At 36.4% G+C, this 25,527-nt stretch carries 22 protein-coding genes and 1 pseudogene; 9 read left to right on the plus strand and 14 right to left on the minus strand.

All coding sequences use genetic code 11. The features are described 5' to 3' along the window. Positions 1 to 125: 125 nt before the first annotated feature. The 8 genes from FW781_RS05345 to FW781_RS05380 all read right to left on the minus strand — a co-directional run bounded on the left by FW781_RS05345 (position 126) and on the right by FW781_RS05380 (position 12,508). The gene (locus tag FW781_RS05345) at positions 126 to 2,312 is read right to left on the minus strand and encodes a TonB-dependent receptor domain-containing protein (RefSeq protein ID WP_149386470.1); all 2,187 of its coding nucleotides are present in this window, start codon (positions 2,310 to 2,312) and stop codon (positions 126 to 128) included. A 379-nt stretch (positions 2,313 to 2,691) separates the two neighbouring features. Beyond that, complete coding sequence (locus FW781_RS05350; RefSeq protein ID WP_047388034.1) at positions 2,692 to 3,243, minus strand: DUF2652 domain-containing protein; 552 nt, start codon at positions 3,241 to 3,243, stop codon at positions 2,692 to 2,694. A gap of 59 nt (positions 3,244 to 3,302) precedes the next feature. Next, complete coding sequence (locus FW781_RS05355; RefSeq protein ID WP_228720143.1) at positions 3,303 to 4,715, minus strand: efflux transporter outer membrane subunit; 1,413 nt, start codon at positions 4,713 to 4,715, stop codon at positions 3,303 to 3,305. Positions 4,716 to 4,732: 17 nt separating this feature from the next. Further along, a complete protein-coding gene (locus FW781_RS05360; RefSeq protein ID WP_149386472.1) occupies positions 4,733 to 7,873 on the minus strand; it encodes an efflux RND transporter permease subunit in 3,141 nt (1,046 codons plus the stop codon). A 9-nt stretch (positions 7,874 to 7,882) separates the two neighbouring features. After that, complete coding sequence (locus FW781_RS05365) at positions 7,883 to 9,028, minus strand: efflux RND transporter periplasmic adaptor subunit (RefSeq protein WP_149386473.1); 1,146 nt, start codon at positions 9,026 to 9,028, stop codon at positions 7,883 to 7,885. 218 nt (positions 9,029 to 9,246) lie between these two features. Next, on the minus strand, positions 9,247 to 10,161 hold the full coding sequence (locus FW781_RS05370; RefSeq protein WP_149386474.1) for a helix-turn-helix domain-containing protein: 915 nt from the start codon (positions 10,159 to 10,161) through the stop codon (positions 9,247 to 9,249). A gap of 101 nt (positions 10,162 to 10,262) precedes the next feature. Beyond that, positions 10,263 to 11,009 carry a metallophosphoesterase gene (locus FW781_RS05375; protein ID WP_149386475.1) on the minus strand — a complete coding sequence of 249 codons (747 nt, stop codon included), beginning with the start codon at positions 11,007 to 11,009 and terminating at the stop codon, positions 10,263 to 10,265. Between the two features lie 110 nt (positions 11,010 to 11,119). Next, on the minus strand, positions 11,120 to 12,508 hold the full coding sequence (locus tag FW781_RS05380; protein WP_149386476.1) for an MFS transporter: 1,389 nt from the start codon (positions 12,506 to 12,508) through the stop codon (positions 11,120 to 11,122). A gap of 143 nt (positions 12,509 to 12,651) precedes the next feature. Here FW781_RS05380 and FW781_RS05385 point away from each other — a divergent pair, with 143 nt between their 5' ends. Then, positions 12,652 to 13,122: an Lrp/AsnC family transcriptional regulator gene (locus FW781_RS05385; protein WP_149386477.1), complete on the plus strand. Its 471-nt coding sequence runs from the start codon at positions 12,652 to 12,654 to the stop codon at positions 13,120 to 13,122. A gap of 159 nt (positions 13,123 to 13,281) precedes the next feature. Here the strand turns inward: FW781_RS05385 and FW781_RS05390 are convergent, their stop codons facing one another. Both FW781_RS05390 and FW781_RS05395 read right to left on the minus strand, forming a co-directional pair. Then, positions 13,282 to 13,797, minus strand: coding sequence for a hypothetical protein (locus tag FW781_RS05390; protein WP_228720144.1), 516 nt, complete (start codon positions 13,795 to 13,797; stop codon positions 13,282 to 13,284). Positions 13,798 to 13,813: 16 nt separating this feature from the next. Continuing rightward, entirely contained in the window at positions 13,814 to 14,866 is a 1,053-nt protein-coding gene (locus FW781_RS05395) for a hypothetical protein (RefSeq protein WP_149386479.1), read from the minus strand. A 405-nt stretch (positions 14,867 to 15,271) separates the two neighbouring features. On the opposite strand from FW781_RS05395, the gene mnmE reads away from it, so the two are divergent. The 6 genes and pseudogenes from mnmE (at position 15,272) to FW781_RS05425 (ending at position 21,357) form a co-directional block, all read left to right on the plus strand. Beyond that, entirely contained in the window at positions 15,272 to 16,657 is a 1,386-nt protein-coding gene (gene mnmE, locus FW781_RS05400) for a tRNA uridine-5-carboxymethylaminomethyl(34) synthesis GTPase MnmE (RefSeq protein WP_149386480.1), read from the plus strand. Positions 16,658 to 17,238: 581 nt separating this feature from the next. Then, entirely contained in the window at positions 17,239 to 17,793 is a 555-nt protein-coding gene (locus tag FW781_RS05405) for a helix-turn-helix transcriptional regulator (RefSeq protein ID WP_149386481.1), read from the plus strand. Between the two features lie 130 nt (positions 17,794 to 17,923). After that, positions 17,924 to 18,205, plus strand: a complete 282-nt coding sequence (locus tag FW781_RS05410; protein WP_149386482.1) for a hypothetical protein — start codon at positions 17,924 to 17,926, stop codon at positions 18,203 to 18,205. 119 nt (positions 18,206 to 18,324) lie between these two features. After that, entirely contained in the window at positions 18,325 to 18,705 is a 381-nt protein-coding gene (locus FW781_RS05415) for a helix-turn-helix domain-containing protein (RefSeq protein ID WP_149386483.1), read from the plus strand. Positions 18,706 to 18,779: 74 nt separating this feature from the next. After that, the gene (locus FW781_RS05420; RefSeq protein ID WP_149386484.1) at positions 18,780 to 19,886 is read left to right on the plus strand and encodes a site-specific integrase; all 1,107 of its coding nucleotides are present in this window, start codon (positions 18,780 to 18,782) and stop codon (positions 19,884 to 19,886) included. Positions 19,887 to 20,125: 239 nt separating this feature from the next. Then, positions 20,126 to 21,357, plus strand: a pseudogene (locus FW781_RS05425) (IS256 family transposase). Between the two features lie 254 nt (positions 21,358 to 21,611). On the opposite strand, the gene FW781_RS05430 reads toward FW781_RS05425, so the two are convergent. From FW781_RS05430 to FW781_RS05445, 4 genes are all read right to left on the minus strand, one after another. Further along, a complete protein-coding gene (locus FW781_RS05430; RefSeq protein WP_149386485.1) occupies positions 21,612 to 22,103 on the minus strand; it encodes a GNAT family N-acetyltransferase in 492 nt (163 codons plus the stop codon). Between the two features lie 182 nt (positions 22,104 to 22,285). After that, complete coding sequence (locus FW781_RS05435) at positions 22,286 to 22,780, minus strand: CinA family protein (protein WP_149386486.1); 495 nt, start codon at positions 22,778 to 22,780, stop codon at positions 22,286 to 22,288. A 56-nt stretch (positions 22,781 to 22,836) separates the two neighbouring features. Continuing rightward, positions 22,837 to 23,106: a heme oxygenase gene (locus tag FW781_RS05440; RefSeq protein ID WP_077415898.1), complete on the minus strand. Its 270-nt coding sequence runs from the start codon at positions 23,104 to 23,106 to the stop codon at positions 22,837 to 22,839. A gap of 505 nt (positions 23,107 to 23,611) precedes the next feature. Continuing rightward, the gene (locus tag FW781_RS05445; protein WP_198424141.1) at positions 23,612 to 24,172 is read right to left on the minus strand and encodes a helix-turn-helix domain-containing protein; all 561 of its coding nucleotides are present in this window, start codon (positions 24,170 to 24,172) and stop codon (positions 23,612 to 23,614) included. Between the two features lie 165 nt (positions 24,173 to 24,337). On the opposite strand from FW781_RS05445, the gene FW781_RS22730 reads away from it, so the two are divergent. Further along, positions 24,338 to 24,469 (plus strand): hypothetical protein, encoded by a 132-nt coding sequence (locus FW781_RS22730; protein ID WP_262884119.1) that lies wholly within the window; start codon positions 24,338 to 24,340, stop codon positions 24,467 to 24,469. After that, a complete protein-coding gene (locus FW781_RS05450) occupies positions 24,470 to 25,498 on the plus strand; it encodes a glycoside hydrolase family 130 protein (RefSeq protein ID WP_149386487.1) in 1,029 nt (342 codons plus the stop codon). The last annotated feature ends 29 nt before the right edge of the window (positions 25,499 to 25,527 follow it).

A 25,527-nucleotide genomic window follows, 5' to 3' on the forward strand; every position in this document is an offset into this window, starting at 1 on the left:
AATGGTTCAAAAAATTAAGTATAGATTTTTTGTGATACTACTACCATTAAACATAAATATTTTAGGAAAATAAAAAGCAGATTCCGAATTGGAACCTGCTTTTATACGATCTAACAAATCTTAAATTATTTTCCGCCGCCGCCGTTTTTCTCTACATCGGTTTTTGTATTTTCTTTTACCTTCTGGTTTCCGAAACGCTTCACAAACGTAAGCGAAACTCCGTACCAGTCCCATTTTGAATACTCTCTGAAAGTTCCGTCAGGGCTGTAAGTGGTATTATCACCATATGGTCTTTTAAAGATGTTCATCAGCTGCATGCTCAGTTCCATCTGAGTTTTCGGGAATATTTTCGTGACTGAAATATTGTGGAATACATTGGTATTATTCGCGTATGAGTTTCCGTTGTTCTGGTTCGCAAGTTCCACCCAGGCGCTCAGGTTAATGTTTTTATTGAACAGATTCGTATAAGAAACATTCGCAGAGGCTCCCCAATAGCTGATATAATCTTTGGCGCCAAGCTTATTTTTCTCATTAAAATCTTTATTATTAATATAATACCATCCAAATCCGGCATTTACATTCAGCTTGTTTTTCAGGAAGTTCTGATTAGTGTTGGCAAAAATGTAATATTTTTCAACTTTTCCATCAAAGTTTCCAGGCAGAGAAACTGTTCTGCCATTTTCCGTCACATAAGTAGTCCAGTAATCCTGATTGGTGTGCATATATCTTGCAGAAAGAAAATACTTTTTCAAAATTCCGAATTTCAGATAAAGCCTGTCGTTGGGGTTTGGATTCAGATAAAGATTTCCTCGGGAATACGTTCCATTAATTTCAGGCGTCACGAAAGGGTTAAATTCCGAATACCAAGGTCTCCAGATGCTTCGGTTATAGGTAAGGCTCAAATCAAATTTCTCTGAAAAATTGTATTTCAGCAATAGATTGGGAAGAAAAGTTCCGTAAGAATCTCTTCTCTCCGTACCTGCCACATCCTGTCTCACTTTATAATCAATATATTCATATCGTATTCCGACTCTTGTTTCCAGTTTTTCGAAAAATGTTTTGCTATAATTGGCATATAAAGAGCTCAGATGATCTTCATAATGAAATCTGTCATTTTTGGAAAGATTAGCATATTCCGGCGTACCATTATCAATACTGAATCCATAAAGGCTGTTAGGAATAACGTGATTGTTCAATTCTGTTTTTCCTCCTACTTCCATCGTGCCTCCTGTCTTACCAAAAGGATGGGTATAATCTACTTTTAAATAATAATTACGCATCTGGTTGGAACTGACCGACCCCAGCTGCTGATCTGTTATCGTACCCTGCTTATTGATTTGCTTGTCAATCAAATTATCATTGTCATTACTGGAATAATTGGTTCCTAAATTAATATCTAAAATTCTATTCTTTTCTTTATCATAGTATTTATAGAAAGCATTAGTACCCAAATTACGGCTGAATCCCCAGTTATTTTGGGTTTGGTGAAAAGATTCACCGGGATCTCCATCTTTTGTAGTCATCCCATCAGATTCTGCTGAAAGTAAACTCCTGTTTTGTGAATATTCCAGAACAAGCCCAAAATTATTTTTATCATTGATTTCAAATTCTGAAGTAGAAGAAAGAGATGGACTTTCATTTCTCATTACATTTTCCAGATTGAACTGAGTAAATTTATTTTCAGCATAACGGTTATCCCAAGTCTGTGTTTTCTGCACATAAGTTCCGTTATTATAACTTCCGATAAAGGTTTGGGTAAATTTTTTCTTATGATAGTTCAGATTAAAATTTGTGTACTGTGAGTTCTTGGTACTTTGTCTGTTGTCGAAAGATATACTTCCTTTTAATCCTTCGTCATCTCTCTTTTTCAGGACAATATTGATCACAGAGCCTGAAGTTTCATATCTTGAAGAAGGGCTGGTAATCACTTCAATTTTCATCAGGTTGTCGGCAGGAATTGTCTTAAGATATTCCTTTAATTCTTTCCCTGTAAAAACTGATTTCCTATCATTGATGTATACGGTGACCATCTGTCCTTCCGCTTTTACATCATCATTATTATCTATGCTTACCAAAGGCGTCATTCTAAGAACGTCCCATGTTGTATTTCCTGCCAGAATTGCACTGTTGGCTACATTAAATACAGTTCTGTCTACTTTAGATTCTACGGTTGGTTTTCTGGCAACCAGGGTAACCGCTTCTATTTCTTTTGTATTTCCTTTTACAGTATCCTTTGCTGCCGGGGCCACAGCCTGCTGAGCCATTGCAAATGAACTTGCTAGTATTGCTATTGGAAATAATATTACTTTCATGTGAGATTATAGTTTTTTCTATAAGACCATTATCCTCACAACTTTGTTACATCAAAAAGTAAAAAAAATAAAATAAATCCTTAATTCCCAGCAAGATATCAACTAAAAACAGAAGCACAAACTGGAAAACAGTGAAAATTTTTCAATAAAGCAACATAATATAAATCAGTTCCATAATAAATATTCTTAAAAACATATTTAATCTGTAATTTAAATTTTATTTAAAAACTTTACCATTTAACATTATTGCGTGAATCTTCAACATAAAAAATTGTTCATCCATTTAATTTCCAAAAAGTCTTATCACAAAAAAAGCCCGGATCTCACCCGGGCCGCTAGCAATAGCAAATTTACAAGGATTAATATTAAAAAATATATGCTAGTTTAAATTTTCAAAATAATGGATAACGCCTACTTCAGGCAAACGACGCGGGTCCTTATTAAAATCAGACTCCTTATTTTTACTGTTTTCCAGGAAAGAATTGCTGAAAAGTGCATAAGAAGGCTGTTCTGCCAGTCCGTTTTTCAAAAGCTGATGGGCTTCCACAATTGTTTTTCCATATAACTTCCTGAAGTTTCCAATATTGTATTGTGAAAAAGATCCATAATGAACAATAAACTTGAGAGCCAGATCAATGGTAGTGCTTAAACTTTTACTCAGCTCCTCTATCTTTCTGTTGAAAGCACTCCTCATCTTCCACAGCATTTTTGAAATACTCTGGTAAGACGGGTTTTCATCATAACGGTAAAATAAAATGGCATCTCCCTCAATCTCGGAAATTTCAAAATACTGATCGTTCACATCAATCAGTGTAGACAGTAACTGTCTTACAATATACTCGCCTGTATACAATTTTGTATTGAACACAAATTCGGTAAATCCGCTGAAATCCGGAATTAAAATGATTCCCTCCTGTATATTTGTCTTCATAATGATAATGGATTAAAAACCTGCTTCATCATTACAGACGAAGCAGATTCAATTTTACTTTATTGCCATCCTCCGCCTACAGAGCGGTAGAGAGCTGTTATGGCATTCAGTCTCTGGGCTTTCAGAGAGGCCAGTTCCAATTCTGCCTGAAGTTTATTTGATTGGGCAATGATCACTTCTACATAAGTTGCTGAATTATATTTAAATAATAAATCAGCCTTTTTCACTGCTTCACCGGATTTTACGGCCAGCCCTTCTGCAATTTTCTGCTGTTCTTCCAGTTTTTGAATTTGCACCAGTGCATCAGAAACTTCGGCTACCGCTTTTAAAACAGACTGTTTAAAGTTGATTTCCGCCTGATCAGCAACTACTTTAGACTGCTCATACTGCGTTTTCAACTGCTTTCCATTCAAAATAGGCTGTGCTACAGCTCCTGCCACCATTCCGAAAAGTGATCCCGGAACACTGAACCATTTGCTGATCTGGAAAGCATTTACACCGCCCTGTGCTGTGATATTCAGTGACGGATACATACTCATTTTGGCAACGTGAATCGCTGCAGCGCTCTTTCTTACTTCAAGCTCAGCCGTTTTAATATCCGGTCTGTAGCTTAATAATTCTGAAGGAACTCCCGCTGCCATATGATCCGGAGACTGCACATTATTCAGGCTTGCACTTCTTTCGATTTTTCCCGGCATAGAACCGGTTAACAGGCTCAAAGCATTTTCCTGAGTTGTCACAGAACTTTCAATCGCGGGAATTGATTTCAGAATCTGATCTTTTACAATTTCCTGCTGCTGTACTGCCAAAGCTGTTGTTAATCCCAGTTCCTGCTGTTTAGTCAGAAACTTCAACGTATTATCAGCGTAAGCCAGATTTGATTTTGTAATTTCCAGCTGAGTATCCAGCATCAGCAGATTATAATATCCCTGCACTACAGCAGACACCACTTGTGTTTTTACCGCCTTTGCTGCTTCCTGTGTTTTGAGATATTCCGCCAAAGCCTGCTCTTTTCTCCCTTTGATCTTCCCCCAGATATCTGCTTCCCATGAAAAACTCAAGGAAGTTGTATAATCTTCCATATACCTTTTTCCCATAAACTGCCCGGCCATCATCCCGTTCATACTGTTGTCTGAAGGACGGTTGATATTCGCATTAGCTGAAGCACTGATCGTCGGAATATTTCCCCATTTACTCTGAGTATAAGCCAGTGACGCAAATTCTATCTGCTTTAAAGCCACCTGAAGATCATTATTCTGTACCATCGCTTTATCAATCAAGCTTACCAGGACCGGATCTTTGAAAAAATCTTTGTAGCTGATCTTAGCAATATTTCCCTCCTGCCCTGCAACAATACTGTCGCTTCTGAAAGCTTCAGGCATCTTTACTTCAGGCTGTTCATATTTCTGAACCTTACAGGAAATTGCCGTCCCCGAAATGAATGCGATATATGCTATATTTTTAATTTTCATTTTTAAAATCATTTGAATTAATATTCCCAATCTGCATCGGTTACTACTCTTCCGTTGATTCTCTCATGCAATGCCTGGAATACCACGAAAAGAACCGGAACCACAAAAATTCCTAAGATCGTTCCGAAAAGCATCCCTGAAATGGCGGCATATCCAATGGAATGATTACCCATTGCTGAAGGTCCTACTACAAAGATCAATGGAAGCAATCCGGTAATAAATGCCAGAGAGGTCATCAGAATAGGACGTAAACGTGCTTTTGCTCCTTCCACTGCAGAAGCAATAAGACTTTTCCCTGCTCTGCGTCTCTGAATAGCAAATTCCACAATCAGGATACCATTCTTCGCTAAAAGCCCAATCAACATGACGAGAGCAATCTGTACATAAATATTGTTAGACAGCTCCGCGAATGTAATTCCTACAAATACTCCTGAAAGCCCCACCGGAATAGCGATCAATACGGCTAATGGAAGGATATAACTTTCATATTGCGCTGATAAAAGGAAGAATACAAATACAATACATAACCCGAAAATCATGACAGACTGCGAGCTTGAACCTGCTTCTTCACGGCTCATCCCTTTATAGTCATAAGTATATCCCGGAGGAAGTACCTGCTTGCTCACCTCTTCAATCGCAGCCATCGCCTGCCCTGTACTGTATCCCGGAGCAGCCATTACCGTTAAGTTGGATGAATTGAATAGATTGAAACGGTCTACCACCTCAGCTCCCGTTACCTGCTTCAGGCTTACCAATGTATTGATAGGAACCATCTGGCCTAAATTATTTTTAACGAAGATTCCGTTCAGGGATTCTTTATCCTGTCTTGTTTCCGGAGTCGACTGTACCAAAACTCTGTAATACTTTCCGAATCTGTTGAAATCCGAAGCCTGAATACTTCCGTAATATCCCTGCATTACTCCCAGTACCTCAGAAACATTTACTCCCAGCTGAGCCGATTTCACTTCATCTACAAGGACTTCAAACTGAGGATACGTAACATCAAAAGTGGTAAATGCAACCGCTACTTCCGGTCTCTGCATCAAAGCTCCCATCATCCCATAAGAGATATTTCCTAAATTCTGAAGCTCTCCGTTGGTACGGTCCTGAAGCACAAGCTCCATACCACTCGTATTTCCGAAACCGTCTACCGTTGGTGTGTTGATCACAAGGAAATTAGCTCTTTTATCCTGGGAAAGCATCCCCTGGGTTTGTCCGATAATGTCATTGATATTATTCACAGCGCCTCTCTCGCCTCCTTTTTTTAATTTAACAAAAATAGAAGCTGCAGAAGATGACATGGAGCCACTGAAAAGGTTCAGTCCATCCACTGAAATGACCTTGTCCACAGCAGGATTTTTCATCAATAAGTCTTCCGTATCGGAGACTACTTTTGAAGTTCTGTCCTTAGATGCTCCCGGAGCAAGATTTGCTGTTACAATAATAAAACTCTGGTCTTCATCCGGAATAAATCCTTTAGGTGTTGTCATAGACATCCAGCCGAACAATCCTCCGAAGGCCACAATGATGATCAGGGCCACCCATTTTCTTTTCAAAAGGAAGAGTACCGCTTTCCCATATCGGAATGTCAGTTTATTAAAGCTGGCATTGAATCCTGCAAAGAAGCGGTCTTTGAAGTTCATTTTTTCATGTGTTCCCGGATGGTGTTGTTTCAAGAATAAAGCACATAATGCCGGGCTCAATGTTAATGCATTGATCGCTGAAATCACAATCGCAATCGCCAATGTTAAGGCAAACTGCTGGTAAAACAATCCTGTGGAACCACTCATAAAGGCCACCGGAACGAATACCGCGGACATAATCAATGTAATAGAAACAATTGCTCCCGTAATCTCACTCATCGCCGACATCGTAGCAGCTCTCGGATTCAGTTTTTTATGTTCCATCTTGGCATGAACGGCTTCCACCACTACAATGGCATCATCCACAACAATACCAATCGCCAATACCAAAGCAAACAAGGTCAGGATATTAATCGAGAATCCAAAAACCTTCATAAAGAAGAACGTTCCTACAATAGATACCGGAACTGCAATCGCCGGAATTAAGGTAGAACGGAAATCCTGAAGGAAGATATACACCACAATAAATACCAGGATAAATGCTTCTATCAAAGTATGAATCACCTGTTCTATAGACTGATCCAATGCTTCTTTTGTCGCGTATGGAATTTCATAATCCATTCCGGCAGGGAAGGATTTTTCCAGTTCTTTCATTCTTTCCTGAAGAGCGATCTGCACTTCATTCGCATTAGATCCCGCCATCTGGAAGATCGCCATCGTTACGGAAGCCTTTTTATTATAATTGGAAGAAACCGTATAACTGTACGCTCCGAATTCTACTTTGGCAATGTCTTTTAATTTTAAAACAGAACCGTCATTCAATGCTTTGATGGTGATATTTTCATATTGCTCAGGCTCTGTAAATTTGCCTTTGTACCGAAGAACATATTCCATCACTTCTTTACTTCTCTCTCCTAATCTTCCGGGTGCTGCTTCAAGGTTTTGAGTCTGAATAGCACGGGAAACATCGGATGGGGTAAGGTTGTATGAGGTCAGTTTATTCGGATCCAGCCAGATACGCATGGAGTAATCTTTATTTCCATATACCATTGCATCTCCTACCCCTTTTACTCTTTTCAGCTCTGGAACGATGTTGATTTTCGCATAGTTTTCAAGGAAAAGATCGTTCATCTTTCCATCCTTACTGGTCAGGGAAACCATCGCAATCATACTGTTCTGTCTTTTCACCGTGGTGATTCCTGCCTGAATAACTTCTGCAGGAAGCTGATTGGTTACCTGCGCTACCCTGTTCTGCACGTTAATCGCCGCCTGATCAGGATCTGTTCCAAGTTTAAAAATAACAGTAATGCTTAATGTTCCGTCATTACTTGCTGTAGAAGTAATGTAATCCATATTTTCTACCCCGTTGATTGCATTTTCCAAGGGTGGAGCTACCGATCTGGCGATTGTTTCAGCATTGGCTCCCGGATAAGCGGCCGTTACCATAACGGTAGGCGGTGCAATGTCCGGAAATTTGGTAATCGGAAGGCTTACCATCCCGACAATCCCCAGTATAACAAGCAATACGGAAATAACCGTTGCCAGTACGGGTCTTTTTATAATTTTCTTTAACATGATTTCTTCTTACGATTTTTTCTGTTGAGCATTTTTCTTTTGTGCCACTACAGGAGTTCCCGGCTGCAATCTGTCAAAACCACTGGTGATATATTCATCTCCTGCCTTAAGTCCTTTGGCTACAATGAAGTTATCGCCGGCTTTTCCATTCACTTCAATCGGAAGCATTGCTGCTTTCCCGCCCTGAATTGTAAACACAAACACTTTATCCTGAATGGTTCTGGTAGAAGCAATAGGAAGTAAAATAACATTGCTGTAGAACTGATCCAGTACAACTTTACCGGTATTTCCGCTTCTTAAAAGATTGTTCGGATTGTTGAATTTTGCTCTTAATGTAATAGATCCGGTAGTTTTATTAAACTGTCCTTCTACGGCATCAATTTTTCCTTTTTCAGCATATTGCTCACCGCCGGAAAGAAGTAATGATACTGCCGGAGTGTTTCTGATCACTTCATCAATACTGCTTCCTGTATATTGTTTCTGGAAATTATTAAAATCATTTTCACTCAAACTGAAATAGGTATATATCTGATGAATGTCTGACAATAAGGTAATTGGTTCCTGATTCCCCGGGGTCATCAAGCTTCCCAAACGGTAATTAAATCTCCCGATAAATCCGCTTACCGGAGCTTTGATGGTAGAGAAATTAAGATTGATTTTAGCCGATTCAATAGTGGACGTAGATTGGCTTACAGCTCCTCTTGCTCCATTGTAAGCTGCTTCAGCTTCTTTCACCTGAATTTCTGAAACCATTTTGTTTCTGAACAGTTCTTTTTTCCTGTCCAGATCTATTTTAGAAGTTGAAAGTGTAGCCTGAGCGGTGATCAAAGCTGCCTGAGCACTTTTCAGCTGCTCGCGGAAAACCTGATCTTCAATTTTGAACAGGGGCTGCCCTGCTCTCACAAAGTCTCCTTCATCTACATAAATTTTGCTTAAATATCCTGTTACCTGAGGTCTGATTTCCACATTGGAAACTCCTTCGATAGATGCTGCATATTCTCTGGAAACAGAAGCGTCTCCCTGGGTCACTTTTGCAACAGGCAATTCCGGCGCCTGCTGCTGATAACCTTGGTTTTGATTACCTTTCCCACACCCTGCCAAAACGATCAGCGAAAGGAAAAGAAGGGTTGATTTTTGAATAAAAAATCTTTGCATAACAATAGTCCTTTAAAATTTTCCGGACAAAAATCGAACGAAAAAAATTCAATAGGATTATTCAAAAAACCCCTTGTTTTGTCAAAAAGACTCCTTATTTTAAAAAACATGAGAAATATCATTCATAGACAATATGAATGATACTATTTGTTATTTTTAATTGAAATTATAGTTGAAATTTGGTAAAAAGACGTCTTAAAAACATAAATAATTGATTATCAATACAAATCATCTTTTCTGTATTCCAAAGGAGATCTTCCCACATGTTTTTTGAAAAACTTACTGAAAGACGCCTGATCGGAAAACTTTAATTGAGATGCCACTTCTGCAATATTCAGGTTAGGGTTTCTTAACAGTAATCTGGCTTCTACCGCTAAAACCTGATGAATAATATCTCTTGGAGATTTAAAGACTGTTTTATTGATGACCTTTGTAAGGTATTTGCGGCTGATAAAAAGCTTATCGGCATAGAACTGTACATTATGTTCCTCTTTGAAATGCCCCTGAACCAGCTTAAAGAAACTGGTTGTCAGCTCATCCTCTCTATTGGTTACCTGATGAGGTTTTTCTGTTTTTTTGAAGTGATTATCAATTTCATAGATCACCAGAGAGAAGTGGTGCCAGATCATTTCATTAAAATAATAATTATCTTTTTCCTTATCATTCAACACCTTAAGTTCATCAAGATGGAAATCCAGTTTTCTATATACCTCCGATTCATTTCTGATGATATGAGTAGGATCTGATGAAAGGCTCTTCAGAACATTGTTTGATTTATAATTAAACCCCGCATCAGAAATAAAATTCAGTGAGAAGAAAATATACTTGGCATCATAGTCTTCAGTAATCTCATCCAGCCAAAAGGTTTCTAACATCGGACAAAAAACAATATCCCCTTTGGAGACTTCATAACTCTTATCATCCAACCTGAATGTGACCCCGCCTTTCTTTATCATAAAAATGCAGAAATAATCTGAGCGGTAAGGAATATTCGGCTGTATGATATAATTGGCCTTATCAATTTCCATCACCACAAACTCCTTGATTCTAAGATCAAATTCCACCTGCTGTAATACCTCATCAAAAGCTAACTGCGAAACAAAATCTGATGTTGGCCGGGATTTTTTAGACATTGGAAAGAAAATTAAGCACGAAGATAGTTGAAAAAGGAAAAAGAGCCAAGAAGTAAAGAGAGCCAAGAAGGCAATAATCGAATTATACTTTTTATTGCTGCCTAAACATCAATCAGCAATTCCTTATCATATCCGTTGTATTTTTCATCGATATAACCGTGAGGATTACAGATGACCTCTGTTTCTTCAATTTTATATCTGCATGGAGTGTGAATATGCCCATGAATCCAATACAGCGGTTTATATTCTGTGATTAAGTGTTCCAGATCGGAAACATAAGCAGATGTTACCGGATCTTCCATATAATGCTCAGGAACAGATTGTATACTGGGTGCATGATGGGTAATGACTATATTTTTTAAACCTTTTGAAGTTTCAAGACTTTCTTTTAACCATTCTTTTGAAAACTGATGGATTTTGAAGGTATCCAATGTTCTCATTTTCGAATAGGAAGGATCTCTTCTGATCATTTTATAGTCATTCATTTTGGCCTGACAAAGCATTCCGTACTGAACCGGATTCCCAAAGATGGAAAAATCCGTCCATAAAGTAGCCCCATGAAAACGAATACCGTCAATATCAACAAATGAATTTTCAAGTACAACTACATTGGAATTCAGCGCTGCTTCTTTAATCCTGTTAAGGGTTTTTGGATAGGAGCCTTTGTAATATTCATGATTCCCCAAAACATAAATTACAGGTTTATTGGGAATTGCTTCTTTAATCCATTCAATTCCTTTGGTTCCCAAATTGATATCCCCTGCCAAAACAACAATATCAGAATGATCAAAACATAATTCCGTACTTCCAAATTCCCGGTGAAGATCGCTGATGATCTGTATTTTCATGATGTATCCTAAAAAACAAAGGTAATGAAGTGAGCCGGAAAGACAAAAAAAGAACCGATACCTAAGCACCGATTCTTCCATCATATAGTTTGTATATCTTATGCCGCCTGCTATGAAACAGCCACTTTTGCCTGCTTCACTTTTAGGCTTTTCAATATAAAATAAAACAACATTCCGAGCGCCAAAAGAGCATAACTGATTAAAACAATCAGATTCAGACTTCCTACTGAAAATTCTGAAGGAAAGATCTGGCTCATTAAAGTCATGAATGACAATCCAATCCCGGCTCCCAAAAAGTAACTTGTAGAACTCAAACTTGATGCCAATCCGTAATTTGAGGGTTCAACATCCTGGATTCCCATCACCGAAAGTGCGGTAAAACAAAATGTCATTCCTACTCCCGAAATACATGCCGCCCCCAATAAAACTACAGCTAACGGATGCCCGGTAAAAACTGAGATCAACAATGACAACCCACCCATCAGCATAAATAGCCATCCTAAAACACCCATTTGAGATGAACTCAGACGTTTTGAGACATGCGGCAGAATAAATTTAGCCGTCAAAGCAGAAATGATGCTGAACGGAACAAGCATTAACCCTGCAGAAGCAGCGCTATAACCCATATCTTTCTGAAGCATCAGTGAAATCAGGAATAAAAACCCGATAAAAAATGCTCCCAACGTAAAGAATACCGCATTGGAAACCACTAAAGATTTGTATTTGAATAATTTTAAATCAACCAAAGGTTCTGCAACAGATTTCAGTCGGTAATAGACCATAACAAGCAGCAATATTGCCAGAATCAAAGAGCCTACGACCATGAACGGCTGTTCTTTAATATGGACTAATTCATGAGTACCGTAAGTAAGACTTAAAAGGCCAAGCACCATTAATACTCCGGAAACCATATCTGTTTTCTGTGCCGTTTCATTTTTCTCATCTGCAGGCAGATAGTAGTAGGACAGCACAAGTGTTACCAGAAGAATAGGTACATTAATCAGGAAAACCCAGTGCCAGCTCAGGTAAGTACTGATAATTCCTCCTACCGAAAGGCCGCTTCCTGAACCGATAGCGGCAAATGAACTGAAAATTCCGATCGCATGGTTTCTCTCCTGTTCTCCCCTGAACGTATTGGTCACAATGGATAACGCAGACGGCATCACCAGCGCAGCTCCTAATCCCTGTAAAGCACGGAAAACAGCCAACACCTCAAAACTTTGTGATAATCCTGCCCCTAATGAAGTCAGCATAAAAATCAGCGCTCCGAGCAAGAACATTTTCTTTCTTCCAATCTGATCTGAAAGCTTTCCACCAATGATCAGAAATCCGCCAAAAAACAGTACATAAAGCGTCTGAAGCCATTGAACGGTCTCTGCTCCAATCTGAAACTGCTGCTGAATAGAAGGAATTGTTAAATTAATAATGGCAATATCCAAAGCCTCCACAAATGTTCCTACCGATGCTAAAATTAATATTACATTCTTCCTTGTACCCATATTTCAAATTTACTGCAAAATTAAAATTTACAGAACGTATTTAAAAATTTAACCTTAAATTTGGAACAATATTAAATATATAAAATATTTAAAAGAACAAATCTACTGATATACTAAATAGTACCTTATAAAAACAGAACAAAATGGCAACTGAAAATTATATCCCCGACGAAAAAGATTTATCAATCCTGCGTCTTCTTCAGAAAGATGCCAAGATGAGTGTGCGTGACATTTCAGCAAGAATCAATTTAAGTCCTACCCCAACGCATGAACGCATCAAGCGCATGGAAAAACAAGGAATTATTAAAGAATATACAGCTGTTGTAGACCGTAAAAAAGTCAATAAGGGAATGATGGTTATCTGTATGATCGCCCTGAGTGTTCACAATAAAAAAACGGCAGGAAAATTCATTGAGGAAGTCAGCAAACTAAAGGAAGTCGTGGAGTTTTATAATATCAGCGGGGATTTTGATTTTATGCTGAAGATCCTTGCTCCCAACATGGATGAGTTCCATGAGTTTTTTGTGAGCAAATTATCAGAAATTGAAGGAATTGGCCAGACCAAGAGTATTTTTGTGATGAACAGCATCAAGGAAAGTGTCCAGATTGTTTAGTAAATTTTGTCTCAAATGTGTCATTCTGAACGAAATGAAAAGTAGTGAAGAATCTCATGCATCGAATATCAATAAAATTCTTCCTTCGTCAGAATGACAGAGATCAAATGAGTTGACTTTTAAGACAATATTATTGAGACAGGTTATGCTGCCTTTTGTTTATTTCCAGTAATTCCAGACTGACCCGTCAAAAATTGCCAGCGTTTTGCTGGTTGTATCATAACAAATCATACCCGGATAGGGATTTTTTACGTTAAGATGTGGTACTGCTATTTTTGGAAGAATCATTGCTTTATCCTGAGATTCAAGAACCAATACTCCATCAGCAGTGGTTACCGCCTCTCCCATTATAACCCCTTTACCTGATTCTGCAAAATTATTGACCATAACCGCGCTTGAATTACCGGCATCTGATAAAGATTTCCATGTATCGTTTTCGTAGACTTTTACTTTGTTATCTGTGATATCAAAGATAAATGTTCCATTCACCAAAGTTCCGTTTGGAAGCCCGGATGTTGAAGGAAGAATTAAACCTTTTGTATTTCCGGGAACATTATCAAAGTCCAATATGGTACTGCTTCCATCCACTGTCTGTTTTCCAATAGCTATCTGCGCAAAAAATGAATTAGAAACGATCAGGGCAGCGGCTATACTTATATTTCTTATATTTTTCATATTCTTATTGTTTAGATTAATCATTACAGCTTCTTTGTACACATTTCCATTCAGAACCATTATAAAGCTTTACACATCTGTCCTGGATATCATATAAAAGCATTCCCTCTTTCGGATCTGCAATAGCATCATCAGGTTGCGGTGTCTGGCTTACATGCTGAACTCTTGTTATGACAAAACCTTTATTTTTTGATTCCATTGCTAAAAATCCATTAGGTATGTTTTCAGGCCACGAATTGTTTTTCTGCTGTACTGTAATTCCAAATTTCGTAAACCCATCCGGTGTTCCTGAAATTGCTGGTTTCGTACAGAACCCATCCAGGTCATCGATGATAACCGGAGCATTACCACAACTTGTTTTATCTTCGGATAGTCCTTCAGGCCAAAGACCCGGGCACATCGCTTTTGTTGCATTTGGACCGCAGAAGCTTGAATTCCCCATCCCTAATCCTGTGACAGATCCCATGGCAATTGTTACAATCTGACTATCATCACTAATAATAGAAGCTCCCCCACCTCCACTTACATCTGCTTTTGCAATACAGTACGCTTTTCCGGCAGGAATCCCAATATACTCAACGGAAGGATAAGTTGTAGACTGCTGGGTAAATGTTCCACAAATCTCTACAACACTATTGGTTCCCATTTCAATAACTGAAGTTGTACCAGGATAAAAACCTCCAAAAGTTGGATCTTCCTGAACTACCGATCCTACAAGGGATAAGAAGGATTTAGTTCCTAATTTAATTTTTGAGTTTTTCTGAGATCCGAAAGTTCCTACTTTAACGGTTCCTGTAGACTGAACACTGGCTCCATCACCAATTTCCAGAACCCCATCCACCTGAATACTATTAGACTGCAGCTGTCCGGTTTGAATGATAAGCACCGCCCCATTCGGAATACTGATATTTGTACTTACACTAAGGCTGCCATTAAGACAATAGGTATTTCCACTTGTCATCGCCTGCCCCGTGTAAGGAATACACTGAGCATAGGCTACAGCGCTGAAAACAAGCGTTAATAAAAAAATAACTTTTTTATTAATTTTTAAAAAAAATAATTTATCCATGTACATTTATAACATTTTAACAGATTATTGCTATTTAATTGGAAAATATTTAAATTTTCAACATCATCGACGGACTAACAAACAATTAACATACCAAACAGGTGTTTAATTTTTAACAATCCTAAAAGTCTCCGTAATAATCTGTATCCCATAACCAGCCAAAGGCATCTATAACGTACTATATTACAACACACAAACCCTCTTAAAAACAACCATCAAGTAAGTGATTTAAAAGTTTAAATATTCATGTTTTATATATATGCATCCATGTTCACAGTACATAACTAAAACAGGACGATTTATATCCTGATGATCTCCTCCCTGTTTTTCACCTGAATACAACAATAGAAAATCTGAATAACAGACCTCAGCGAAAATTCACATTAAAAACCGTAAATTTGCAGCATGAATAACGATACGATATGTGCACTGGCTACTGCCAATGGAATAGGTGCTTTAGGCATCATCCGGGTTTCAGGAAATGAAGCTTTATCTGTAGTTCAGAAAAGTTTTCCGGCAAAAAACCTGGAAAAACAGAAATCCCATACCATTCATTACGGTTATTTTATGGATGAGGAGGAAGCAATTGATGAAGTAATGCTTTCCATCTTTCTGGCACCAAAAAGTTTCACCACTGAAAACTCTGTGGAGATTGCTTTTCACGGCTCCCCGCATATCGGAAAACGTATTCTTGAAACGCTGATCAAAAACGGAGCGAGAATGGCAAAGGCGGGTGAATTTACCCTTCGTGCCTTTATCAACGGGAGAATCGATCTTTCCCAGGCAGAAGCGATTGCTGATGTGATTGCCTCTGATAATGAAGCTTCGAGAAAGGTAGCCATCAATCAACTGAAGGGAGGCATTACCAATGAAATCTCTCTGTTAAGAACAGATCTTCTGAATTTCGTTTCCCTGATTGAGCTGGAGCTTGATTTTGCTGAAGAAGATGTAGAATTTGCAGACCGAACCGCTCTGAACGGATTATTGGATAAAATTGAATTAAAATTAAATTCTCTTATTGAAAGTTTCCAATACGGAAATGCCATCAAGAACGGAACAGCTGTTGCCATCATCGGAAAACCTAATGCCGGCAAGTCTACACTGCTGAACTCTCTTTTGAAGGAAGAGAGAGCGATTGTAAGTAATATTGCCGGAACCACCAGAGATACTATTGAGGAAATCCTACATATTAAAGGCCACGCCTTCCGACTGATTGATACGGCAGGACTCCGCGAAACGGTAGATGAAATTGAAGCTATTGGGGTAAAAAAAGCAAAGGAAAAGGTAGAAAACGCCAATATCCTTGTTTATCTGGCCGATGCCGCCACTGAAGATTTTTCAGAGGATATCGAAATGATTCAATCTCTGTTGAGAGAAGACCTGAAACTGATCATCTGTGCAACAAAAATTGATGAAGTGACTCCTACCAAATACGAAACAGTAGAAAATATCTTTAGAAATGCCATTTCTCACGAATTTGATTTTATAAAAATCTCAGCAGTTGAAAATCAAAATATCCAGGATCTAAAAAATGAACTTTCCTCTTATGTTGAGCATTTAAAATCCGAAGAAAATAATGTTGTTATTACCAACCAACGTCATTTTGAAGCCCTTAGAAAATCTCTGGATGCCGTCTATAAGGTAAAAGAAGCTATTTCTTTCCAGATTTCTACAGAATTATTGGCTTATGAACTCAGAAATGCATTGGAACATCTGGGCGAAATTTCCGGAGAGGTTACAAATGATGAGGTCCTGGGGAATATTTTTTCTAAGTTTTGTATCGGGAAATAACCCAACTAAAACACTGAAAATCAACAACTTACACTAAAAGAATAAAATCTAGAAAATATCCGATAAAGCGCTATTTTACAGCGCTTTACGTATTTTAAATAAAGAAATTAACGTTATAAATTACTTGAATTTGTCCCCAGTTTTGTCCCTCAATTCCAAAGTAAAAACTTCAAGATTTAATAGGTTAATTCACTTCACTTAACAGATACTATCACACTATAAATAAACCAATTGCAATTTATTTAAAGGTAATTCTTTAGGACTTTTATCAACTTTTTTAAATACCTCATTAAAAGCATATCATTAGTTTAAATTTTGGCTATCTAGCTATTCTTTATTTTGAACAATTTATTACGCTCATCTAAAGGTTAATTCACTGCACTTAACCCGTCTAATTAATATACAAACTGATTAACAATGATTTAAAAGCAAATCTTTAAGATTCCTTCAATCATTTTTTTAATAAATTGAGAGACTTTGGACAAATTATTGCATTTATATACAGTAAGTTACTTAAATATATTGATCGTTAAAAAATTGGCTATATCTTCAATAAGCTAAAACTAATTAAAATTAAGACAATGAGTACCAATATCCATATATTAAAAACATGCGAATATTGCGGATTAGAATTTGAAGCTAAAACTACTGTAACAAAATTTTGCTGCCAAAGGTGTAGAACAAAAATGTATAAGAAACATAATAAGAATTTATTTCCAACAAAAGAAAATAAAACATTATGTTATTATACACCAACCTATTCTCCTTTTGAACACCTTACAATAAAAGAAGCTTCCAATCTTATAGGCTGTGCTCCTGGTACGATCTATGACATGATAAAAAAAGGAAGACTAGCTTACATTAATTTCAGTCAAAGGAAAACTAGAGTTTTTAGAGAAGAAATTGAACAGATATTATATAGAAGCAAAACAGGACTACAACCTTTTATATTTAGAGATGAAAATACAAAGGTAAAAAACTGTTGGACAATCAATGAGATTATTAATCTGTATAAGATCTCTGCCAGTGCTCTGTATAATAAGTTGAAAGCATATAATATAATTAAAATAAGGAAGGGAAAATCTGTATATGTATCTAAAGAAATAATACGAAGGTTATTTAAACCGGTTATCTAAAATAATAATTAAAATAGTTGATTTCATTTATTAAAAGGTCAACAAAAGACAAATTAGGCCTTTCAAAGACATAATTTACAACTAGAGAGAGTTCATAATATTTTTGAAGACAATATTAAAATATAACATTATGACTCTTATTAAATTACGTAAAAAGCCAGCTGCTAAAAATACTGTTAGACTTTATTTAGATGCTTATCCCCCTATCTATGATCCAATAACTGGAAAATCACAGCGGAAGTTTTATTTAAAACTTTTTTTGTATCGCGTGCCTCAATCACAAGTTGAAAAAAAACATAATGACCAAACATTGTTCCTAGCAGAGAATTTAAGAGTAAAAATGATGCTTGAAGTATATAATAACAGAATTAGTAAAAAGCTACGAATGAGTATATTATCAGGAAATTACTAATCATCTGAGACTTTTCAAGCAATAAGTATCTATTATTACGAATACATACTACAAAATGTTATGGGTTAACCCCATACTCAATTATTTGGTTAACAGCTTTTCATGATAAAAAAAATGATATGAGTTCTAACATTAAAACCATAAGAATATGCCAGTACTGTGGCAAGGAATTTATCGCAAAAACAACTGTAACGAGATACTGTAGCCATACCTGTAATAAGAAGGCATATAAAGCAGCGCTAAAAACAAAAAAGATAGAAAAAAGTAATATCAATACCCAGTTTTTTAAAGAAGCTTCTATAGATATTATAAATAGTTCTGCTTTTCTAACTGTTAAAGAATCAGCCTGCTTATTGAAATGCAGTAAGCAAATGATCTATAATCTAGTTAATTCGGGTCGTTTAAAATCAATAAATCTATCAGTAAGAAACACCAGAATTAGTAGAATAGAAATTGACAATCTTTTTAAGATTAGTACTCTAAAAGTCAAAGAGAATTAGCAGTCGAGTAAACTGTAATTGTAAAATATCTTTTGACTGTTTCACCCATTTGTTAATGACAAAAATAACCAGTGATGACAAGGGTAACACTAAGACAAAAGCCCATAAGTAATGGACAACAATCTCATTATTTGGATATATATCCTCCCATAGCACATCCAATAACAGGAGACCTTAAGAGAAAGTATTTTCTACATTTACATACCTATTTAAATCCTAAAAATAATGTAGAAAAACAACATAATATTGAAACTATGAAATTGGTGGAATATAGAAAAGCCGAACGTTTAATAGATATTCAAAATAGAAATTATGATTTTTTAATAAAAAAAAGGATAGCTGATTTTACAGAATTTTTTCAAGCTGAAGCAAACAAACGACCAAATTCATACAATTGGCAAATGGCTGTAAAGTATTTTCAGAAATTTTGTGGAAAAAATTTACCTTTTAAAGAGCTAGACTGTTCAATATGTGAGCAGTTTAAAAATTTTATGATGTCTAATCCATCAGTTGGTAGAGACGAAAGAAGAATCAGTCTTAATACTGCTTCATCTTATTTTGATAAATTTAAAAATACCATTAAGAACGCTTTTATTAATAAATATATTCTCACAGATTTCAGTACTGGAGTAAAAGGAATAAAATTAGAGGAAACTCATCGATGTTTCCTGTTCTTAAATGAGCTACAAAGTATGGCCGATGCAAAATGTGAATCACAATTAGTTAAAAAAGCCGGCTTATTTTCCGCATTAACCGGTTTTCGTTTTTCTGATATTAAAAACCTTGTATGGGGTGACATACAAGGTTCTCACGGCAATTTTTACATTTTATACAAACAAAGTAAAACTGGAAATGCAGAATACTACCCTATATCAGATAAGACATTAGAAATATTAGGACCTCCAAAAGAGAATAATAAAAAAGTTTTCGAAGGAATTAAGTATGATGATGTCATTAAGTTTCTCAAACTATGGCTAAAGAATGCCGGCATCAACAAATACTTTACATTTCATGGCTTTCGACATACATTTGCTACATTACAGCTTGCATCAGGCACATCCATTTATACAATTTCTAAACTTTTGGGGCATAGAAACCTTAAGACAACTGAGATTTATACTAAAATAATAGATTCCGTAGCCAGGGAAGCGTCATTAAAAATTAAGTTAAATTTTGATTAAAAATCTGAATAATTGTTCTACTGCTTATTATAGTTTGGTGTATTAAAGCATATTATATATTATTATCCATTGTTGTCCGATAAAACAATGTTAAAAGATATTGATGAAACTCTAAATTGGGATGCTGTAGTAGTGCTGGTTTGGAAAAATTATCAGAAAAAAAGAGACTGTAACGTGAACTGTGTCAGAGGAATAATTCAATAAGATTACTTATATTCAATTATTCAAACGACACGGTCATGAAAGAAAAAGACCCATTCGACTTTGAACGCTTCAAGGCAGAAGCCATGCAAGGTCTTTACGAAGGTAAAAGTTTGTCTCCCAACGATGGCGTTCTAGCGCCGTTAATGAAGCATCTATTGGAATCAATGATGGATGGTGAACTGGAGAACCATCTCAACGAAGAAAAAGCTTCGGGCAATAGCAACCGTCGAAATGGTAAGACCAAAAAGACAGTCCGAGGTCTCAATACCGGAACTTTTGAGCTGGAGACAGGCCGGGACAGATCCGGAACGTTCGAGCCTAAAGTAGTACCTAAGAGACAATTAATCATCACTGAACAGCTTGAGGGACACGTGTTGAGCATGTATGCCAAAGGAATGAGCACACGGGCAATAAGCGAGTTTATACGCGAAATGTATGCAATGGAGATCTCTGCCACAGAAATATCGCGTATTACCGAAAGTGTGCTTCCAGCGGTAAATGAGTGGCGTACCAGGCATCTTGAAGCTGTTTATCCCTTTGTATTCCTGGATTGCATGCATTATAAAGTCCGACAGAATGGAACTGTTGAGTCAAGGGCCATTTATAACATCCTGGGTATTGGAATGGATGGTAAAAAAGACCTAATAGGACTTTATAGCTCAGAAAACGAAGGCGCAAAGTTCTGGTTGTCGGTTCTTACAGACCTGAAGCAGCGCGGTGTCGAGGATATCCTGATAGCCTGTATCGATGGGCTTAAGGGTTTCCTGAAGCTATAGAGGCTATTTTTCCAAAAACTAAAGTTCAGTTATGCATTGTTCATCAGATCAGATCGAGTATGCGCTATGTTACAGAAAAGGATAAAAAAGCAGTTATGGACGACCTAAAGCCGGTTTACAAAGCTGTCAATGAAGAAATGGGATATGAAAATTTACTGGCCTTTGAAGAGAAGTGGGGAAAGAAATATCCAATAGCGGCCAAATCATGGCTGGACAACTGGATCAATCTCTCTACTTTTTTCGAGTACGATGAACAAGTGCGTAAAACCATTTATACGACTAATCCAATTGAAGGAATGCACCGTCAGATCCGTAAAATCACGAAGTCCAAAGGTGCATTTAGTTCTGAGCAAGCTCTTATGAAACTGATGTTCCTGATAATAAAGGATATTTCTAAAAAATGGACGATGCCGGTGCACAACTGGGGCTTGACCATATCTCAACTTTACATTAAATTTGGGGATAGGCTCAAACTTGATAGAGGCTTTTAGATTTAGGTTAATTATCCAATGACACAGTTTGAGTTACACTCCCAAATATATTTTTTTTAGGCTTTTACTACTATTTTAATCTGTTTAGAACGTTAATTCCTAATGCAAATACTAAAAGACTTACTATCCGATAGGTTATTTTCTGCCATTGTGTTGCGGCAAACACCTTCTCAGTAATTAGTTCTTCCATACTGTAAATATTTGCCTCCTTCAAACGTCTGATATAAACTACAAGCCAAATAGTTTGAATAAAATTACCTTAGTTCATATTCAATTTCGTCGTCATCCGTCTCTTTCACTTTCACAAAATTAAGCCGTTCGAGAAGTTTAATCGCAGGGGCATTTTGTTGGCTTGTTGCGGCCCAGATTCGCTCTAATTTCATTTGATTTAGTCCAAAATCAATGGCCAGTAACATTCCCTCTCTCATATATCCCTGTCCATAATATTTTGATAATAAAACACAGCCTAATTCGCCTTCCCCTTTATCTAACCCACGGTAATAGCCACAAGTTCCAACAATTTTATGGGTTGCATTATCTACAATTCCCCAATGAATAGAATTTCCATCCCTATAATCCTGATTGATTTTTGCCTGAATTTCAGCTGCCTGCTGAATGGTTTTCGCCTGAATAGCATCATAAAATGAAATCTCGACAAGATCATCCAGATCCGTATCCAGAATTTGTCTTAATGATACTCTGCTGCCTTTTACATTTGGAAAATTGCCGTATTGAAATAGGTTCATGGTGTGATAAGTTATAGTTTTCTGAAAATAAGCTTTATCATAATATAATCTTTTCAGTCAACTATATCTGATCTCTGATTTGATAAAGTTAATGATATAATTAGATATACCTGCTAAATTGTAAGAGCAATTTTGTTGAGGGATCTGAAAGATATTTTGCAGGGTATGAATAGTGGCATATCTTAAATCAATATCTGATTAAGTGCACTTTTATAACATCCTAAAATAAATTCCGTATAATATAACTGTGCATCTAATGCCTGAGCCTTATCATGAAGTTCTATGCGTTTGGAAAGCACAATCTCCCCCTTGTAACTGAATGAGCAGAATGAATACACTTTAAATCCTGAATTTCTTACAGATGACGCATACCCAGTAGAAGCAATTCCCCAATCTGTTCCAAATGACTCGGCGACCTTTATAGCCATTATATTTGCCATTTTTTGGGTCTCAAAGCCATTTCCTTCCACTTCAATCCTATTGATATTTAAAAAGTCAATTTTTTCAGGTACTGTAAAAGTCGTTATCCCTCCTTTGTAAAATAGTTTTGCATTAGGCATCTGGGAAAAAGCCAGCTGTATTAATCCCGAGGTTACACTTTCTGCTATGGAAACCGTTTCATTCATTGTAATGAGTGAAGTACTGATATAATCAATTAAACTTTGCTGAAATTTCATTGCATCTGATATTTAATGTTAATCTAAAAAGCTTTTTACACTACTGAAGCTAATGTTCAGATAACGTCATAATCATTCATTGTTGTTACAAAATAATGCTCAATCATTTCCTTTGCATTTCCGCACATTGACAAAAGATTTTCTCTGGTCATATCTTCAAAAATAAAATCATCATGAACCTCAATAATGAACTCGGTCACTTTTTCGGTGTTCATTAGGTCATAGACCATTAAATCATTTAAATTATCTAATCTACATTCTTCCTTAAAAAAAGGAAGCTTTCGGGAAATGGAATTCTTAAACTGAAAAAGATGTATTGTTTTCATTACTTCTGGCATTAGGGTAATAATAAGAAAAGTCTGTTTATATATAAAAACGCTGTTTACTCATTAACGTTCAAACAGATTTCTTTTTGTGGATTCAGTTGATGAAATTTATTGTACATCAATATGGTTAAAAAGGACAGAAACCATAGGTTCCTATCCTTAATTAATTAAAACCTTCTGAAAACAGATCTACTGTTTTATCGGGATTTAATATGCTCATTATTAAAATTGAGAATCCTTAAGCCTATTAATTTTATCATGGTATATAATTCGCTTTTCCTAGTCTTTATTTACTACTGCGATGCTATCAAATATCGGAGAACAACATTTTGCATATGAATATTTCCAACTGCACACTATATTTTCCTGTCAAAAATTGTACTATTTATGATGATATAAACTTTAATGGATCTGATAAATTCCTGATTATTATGATACAAAGATGACTGTTTAAGAATATATTATACTGTATATATCCGGGATAATCTTACATATATCACACCTTTTATAAGTCCTCCAGGTTTCCAAGACGTCTTTGTTTCAACTGTTTATAAAATGAAGGGGAAAGACCTGTAATCTTTTTAAACTGGTTAGAGAGATGGGCCACACTACTGTAATTGAGTTTATAGGAGATTTCTGTAAGATTGAGCTCATCATACAACAATAATTCTTTCACCTTTTCTACTTTATTAATAATGATAAAATGTTGCAGGGTCATTCCTTTCACTTCAGAAAAGGTGTTCGCAAGGTAGGTATAATCATATCCTAATTTTTCACTTATATAATCTGAGAAGTTTTCTTTTGGAAGTGCATCTGAATAATGAATCATTTCTATGACTACATTTTTTATTTTCTCTATCAGGATGCTTTTTTTGTCATCTAATATCTCAAGCCCTGTTTTAAGTAAGTTTTCTTTTAGAATTTGTCTTAGTTCAACACTGATATCGTCCAATAATTCTACAGTTCCCAAATCTACAATAGCATTTTTAATGCCCAGCCTTTCCAATTCCTGATGAACAACCATTTTGCAGCGCAAACTTACCATATATTTTATATACAACTTCATCCTTCCTACTATATATACTGCCAATTATTTCCTTAACAGATATTTACTCAAAGCTAATCTATTAAATTGGAAATATCTATGATTTATACAACAAATTGAAAGACAATTGCAAGGCTTTCCTTTTTTAATGACTGAAATTTACAGTTAACAAAAAAATATTTCACAATGTCAAAAGAAAAAGACGGAAAAAAGAAATCAGATAAAACTCCACCCGCGAAATCTGCAAAAGAGAAACGGGAAGAAAAAATGAATAAACGAAGAGCCAGGGAAAACGAAGCCCAAAATACCAGCAGCTAAATGGTATCCCTGAAAAAAGACGGAATTATACTTAGAAAAACGACATTAGACTTTGAGAGTGAAGGTGTTTTAAACCCCGCAGTTATTAAGGATAACGGAAAAATACATTTATTTTACAGGGCTCTTGCAAAGAATAATTTCTCCAGTATCGGATACTGTATATTATCAGATTATAAGACCATAGAAACCCGGTTCAGCAACCCGGTAATCATTCCCGAGTTTGAATATGAAAAACATGGGGTTGAAGATCCAAGAATCGTAAAAATCGATCATTTATTTTATATTACCTATACAAGTTATGATGGGGTTAACGCATTGGGAACACTTGCTGTATCGGAGGACCTTACTTCATGGCAAAAACAGGGGATAATTGTTCCCAAAATTCCATATAACAAGTTTAGATTTTTATCAGAATCCCAAGGTGAAATAGCAGAAAAATACAGACGTTTCAACAAACTCCCCCCTACTCTTACAAAGGATAAAGATGTCTTCCTGTGGGATAAAAATGTGATATTTTTCCCAAGAAGGATTAACGGTAAGCTTTATTTTCTTCATCGCATAAGACCCGATATTCAAATTGTAGGTATAAAAAACATTGAAGATCTGAATCCTGATTTCTGGAAAGATTATTTCCTTCACTTTAAAGATCATATTATATTATCTCCCCTATATGAGCATGAAGTAAGCTACATTGGCGGAGGATGTCCCCCTATAGAAACCGAGCATGGGTGGCTTTTGATATACCATGGCGTACATGATACTATTGAAGGATATGTTTACAGTGCATGTGCTGCTTTACTGGATCTTAATACTCCCGAAAAAGAAATTTCAAGGCTTCCTTACCCTCTTTTCAAACCCGAAGAAGAATGGGAACAGAAGGGAGAAGTGAACAATGTCTGCTTCCCTACCGGAGCCATTGCAGAAGGAGATACACTCCATATTTACTACGGAGCTGCAGATAAAAGAATTGCTATTGCTTCTTTAAATATCCCGGAATTACTGGAGGAATTACTAAAGTATACATCATAACTGAGTATTCTTTAGAGAATATCATAGCT

The organism is Chryseobacterium panacisoli (genome assembly GCF_008274625.1).
Taxonomy (GTDB): Bacteria; Bacteroidota; Bacteroidia; order Flavobacteriales; family Weeksellaceae; genus Chryseobacterium; species Chryseobacterium panacisoli.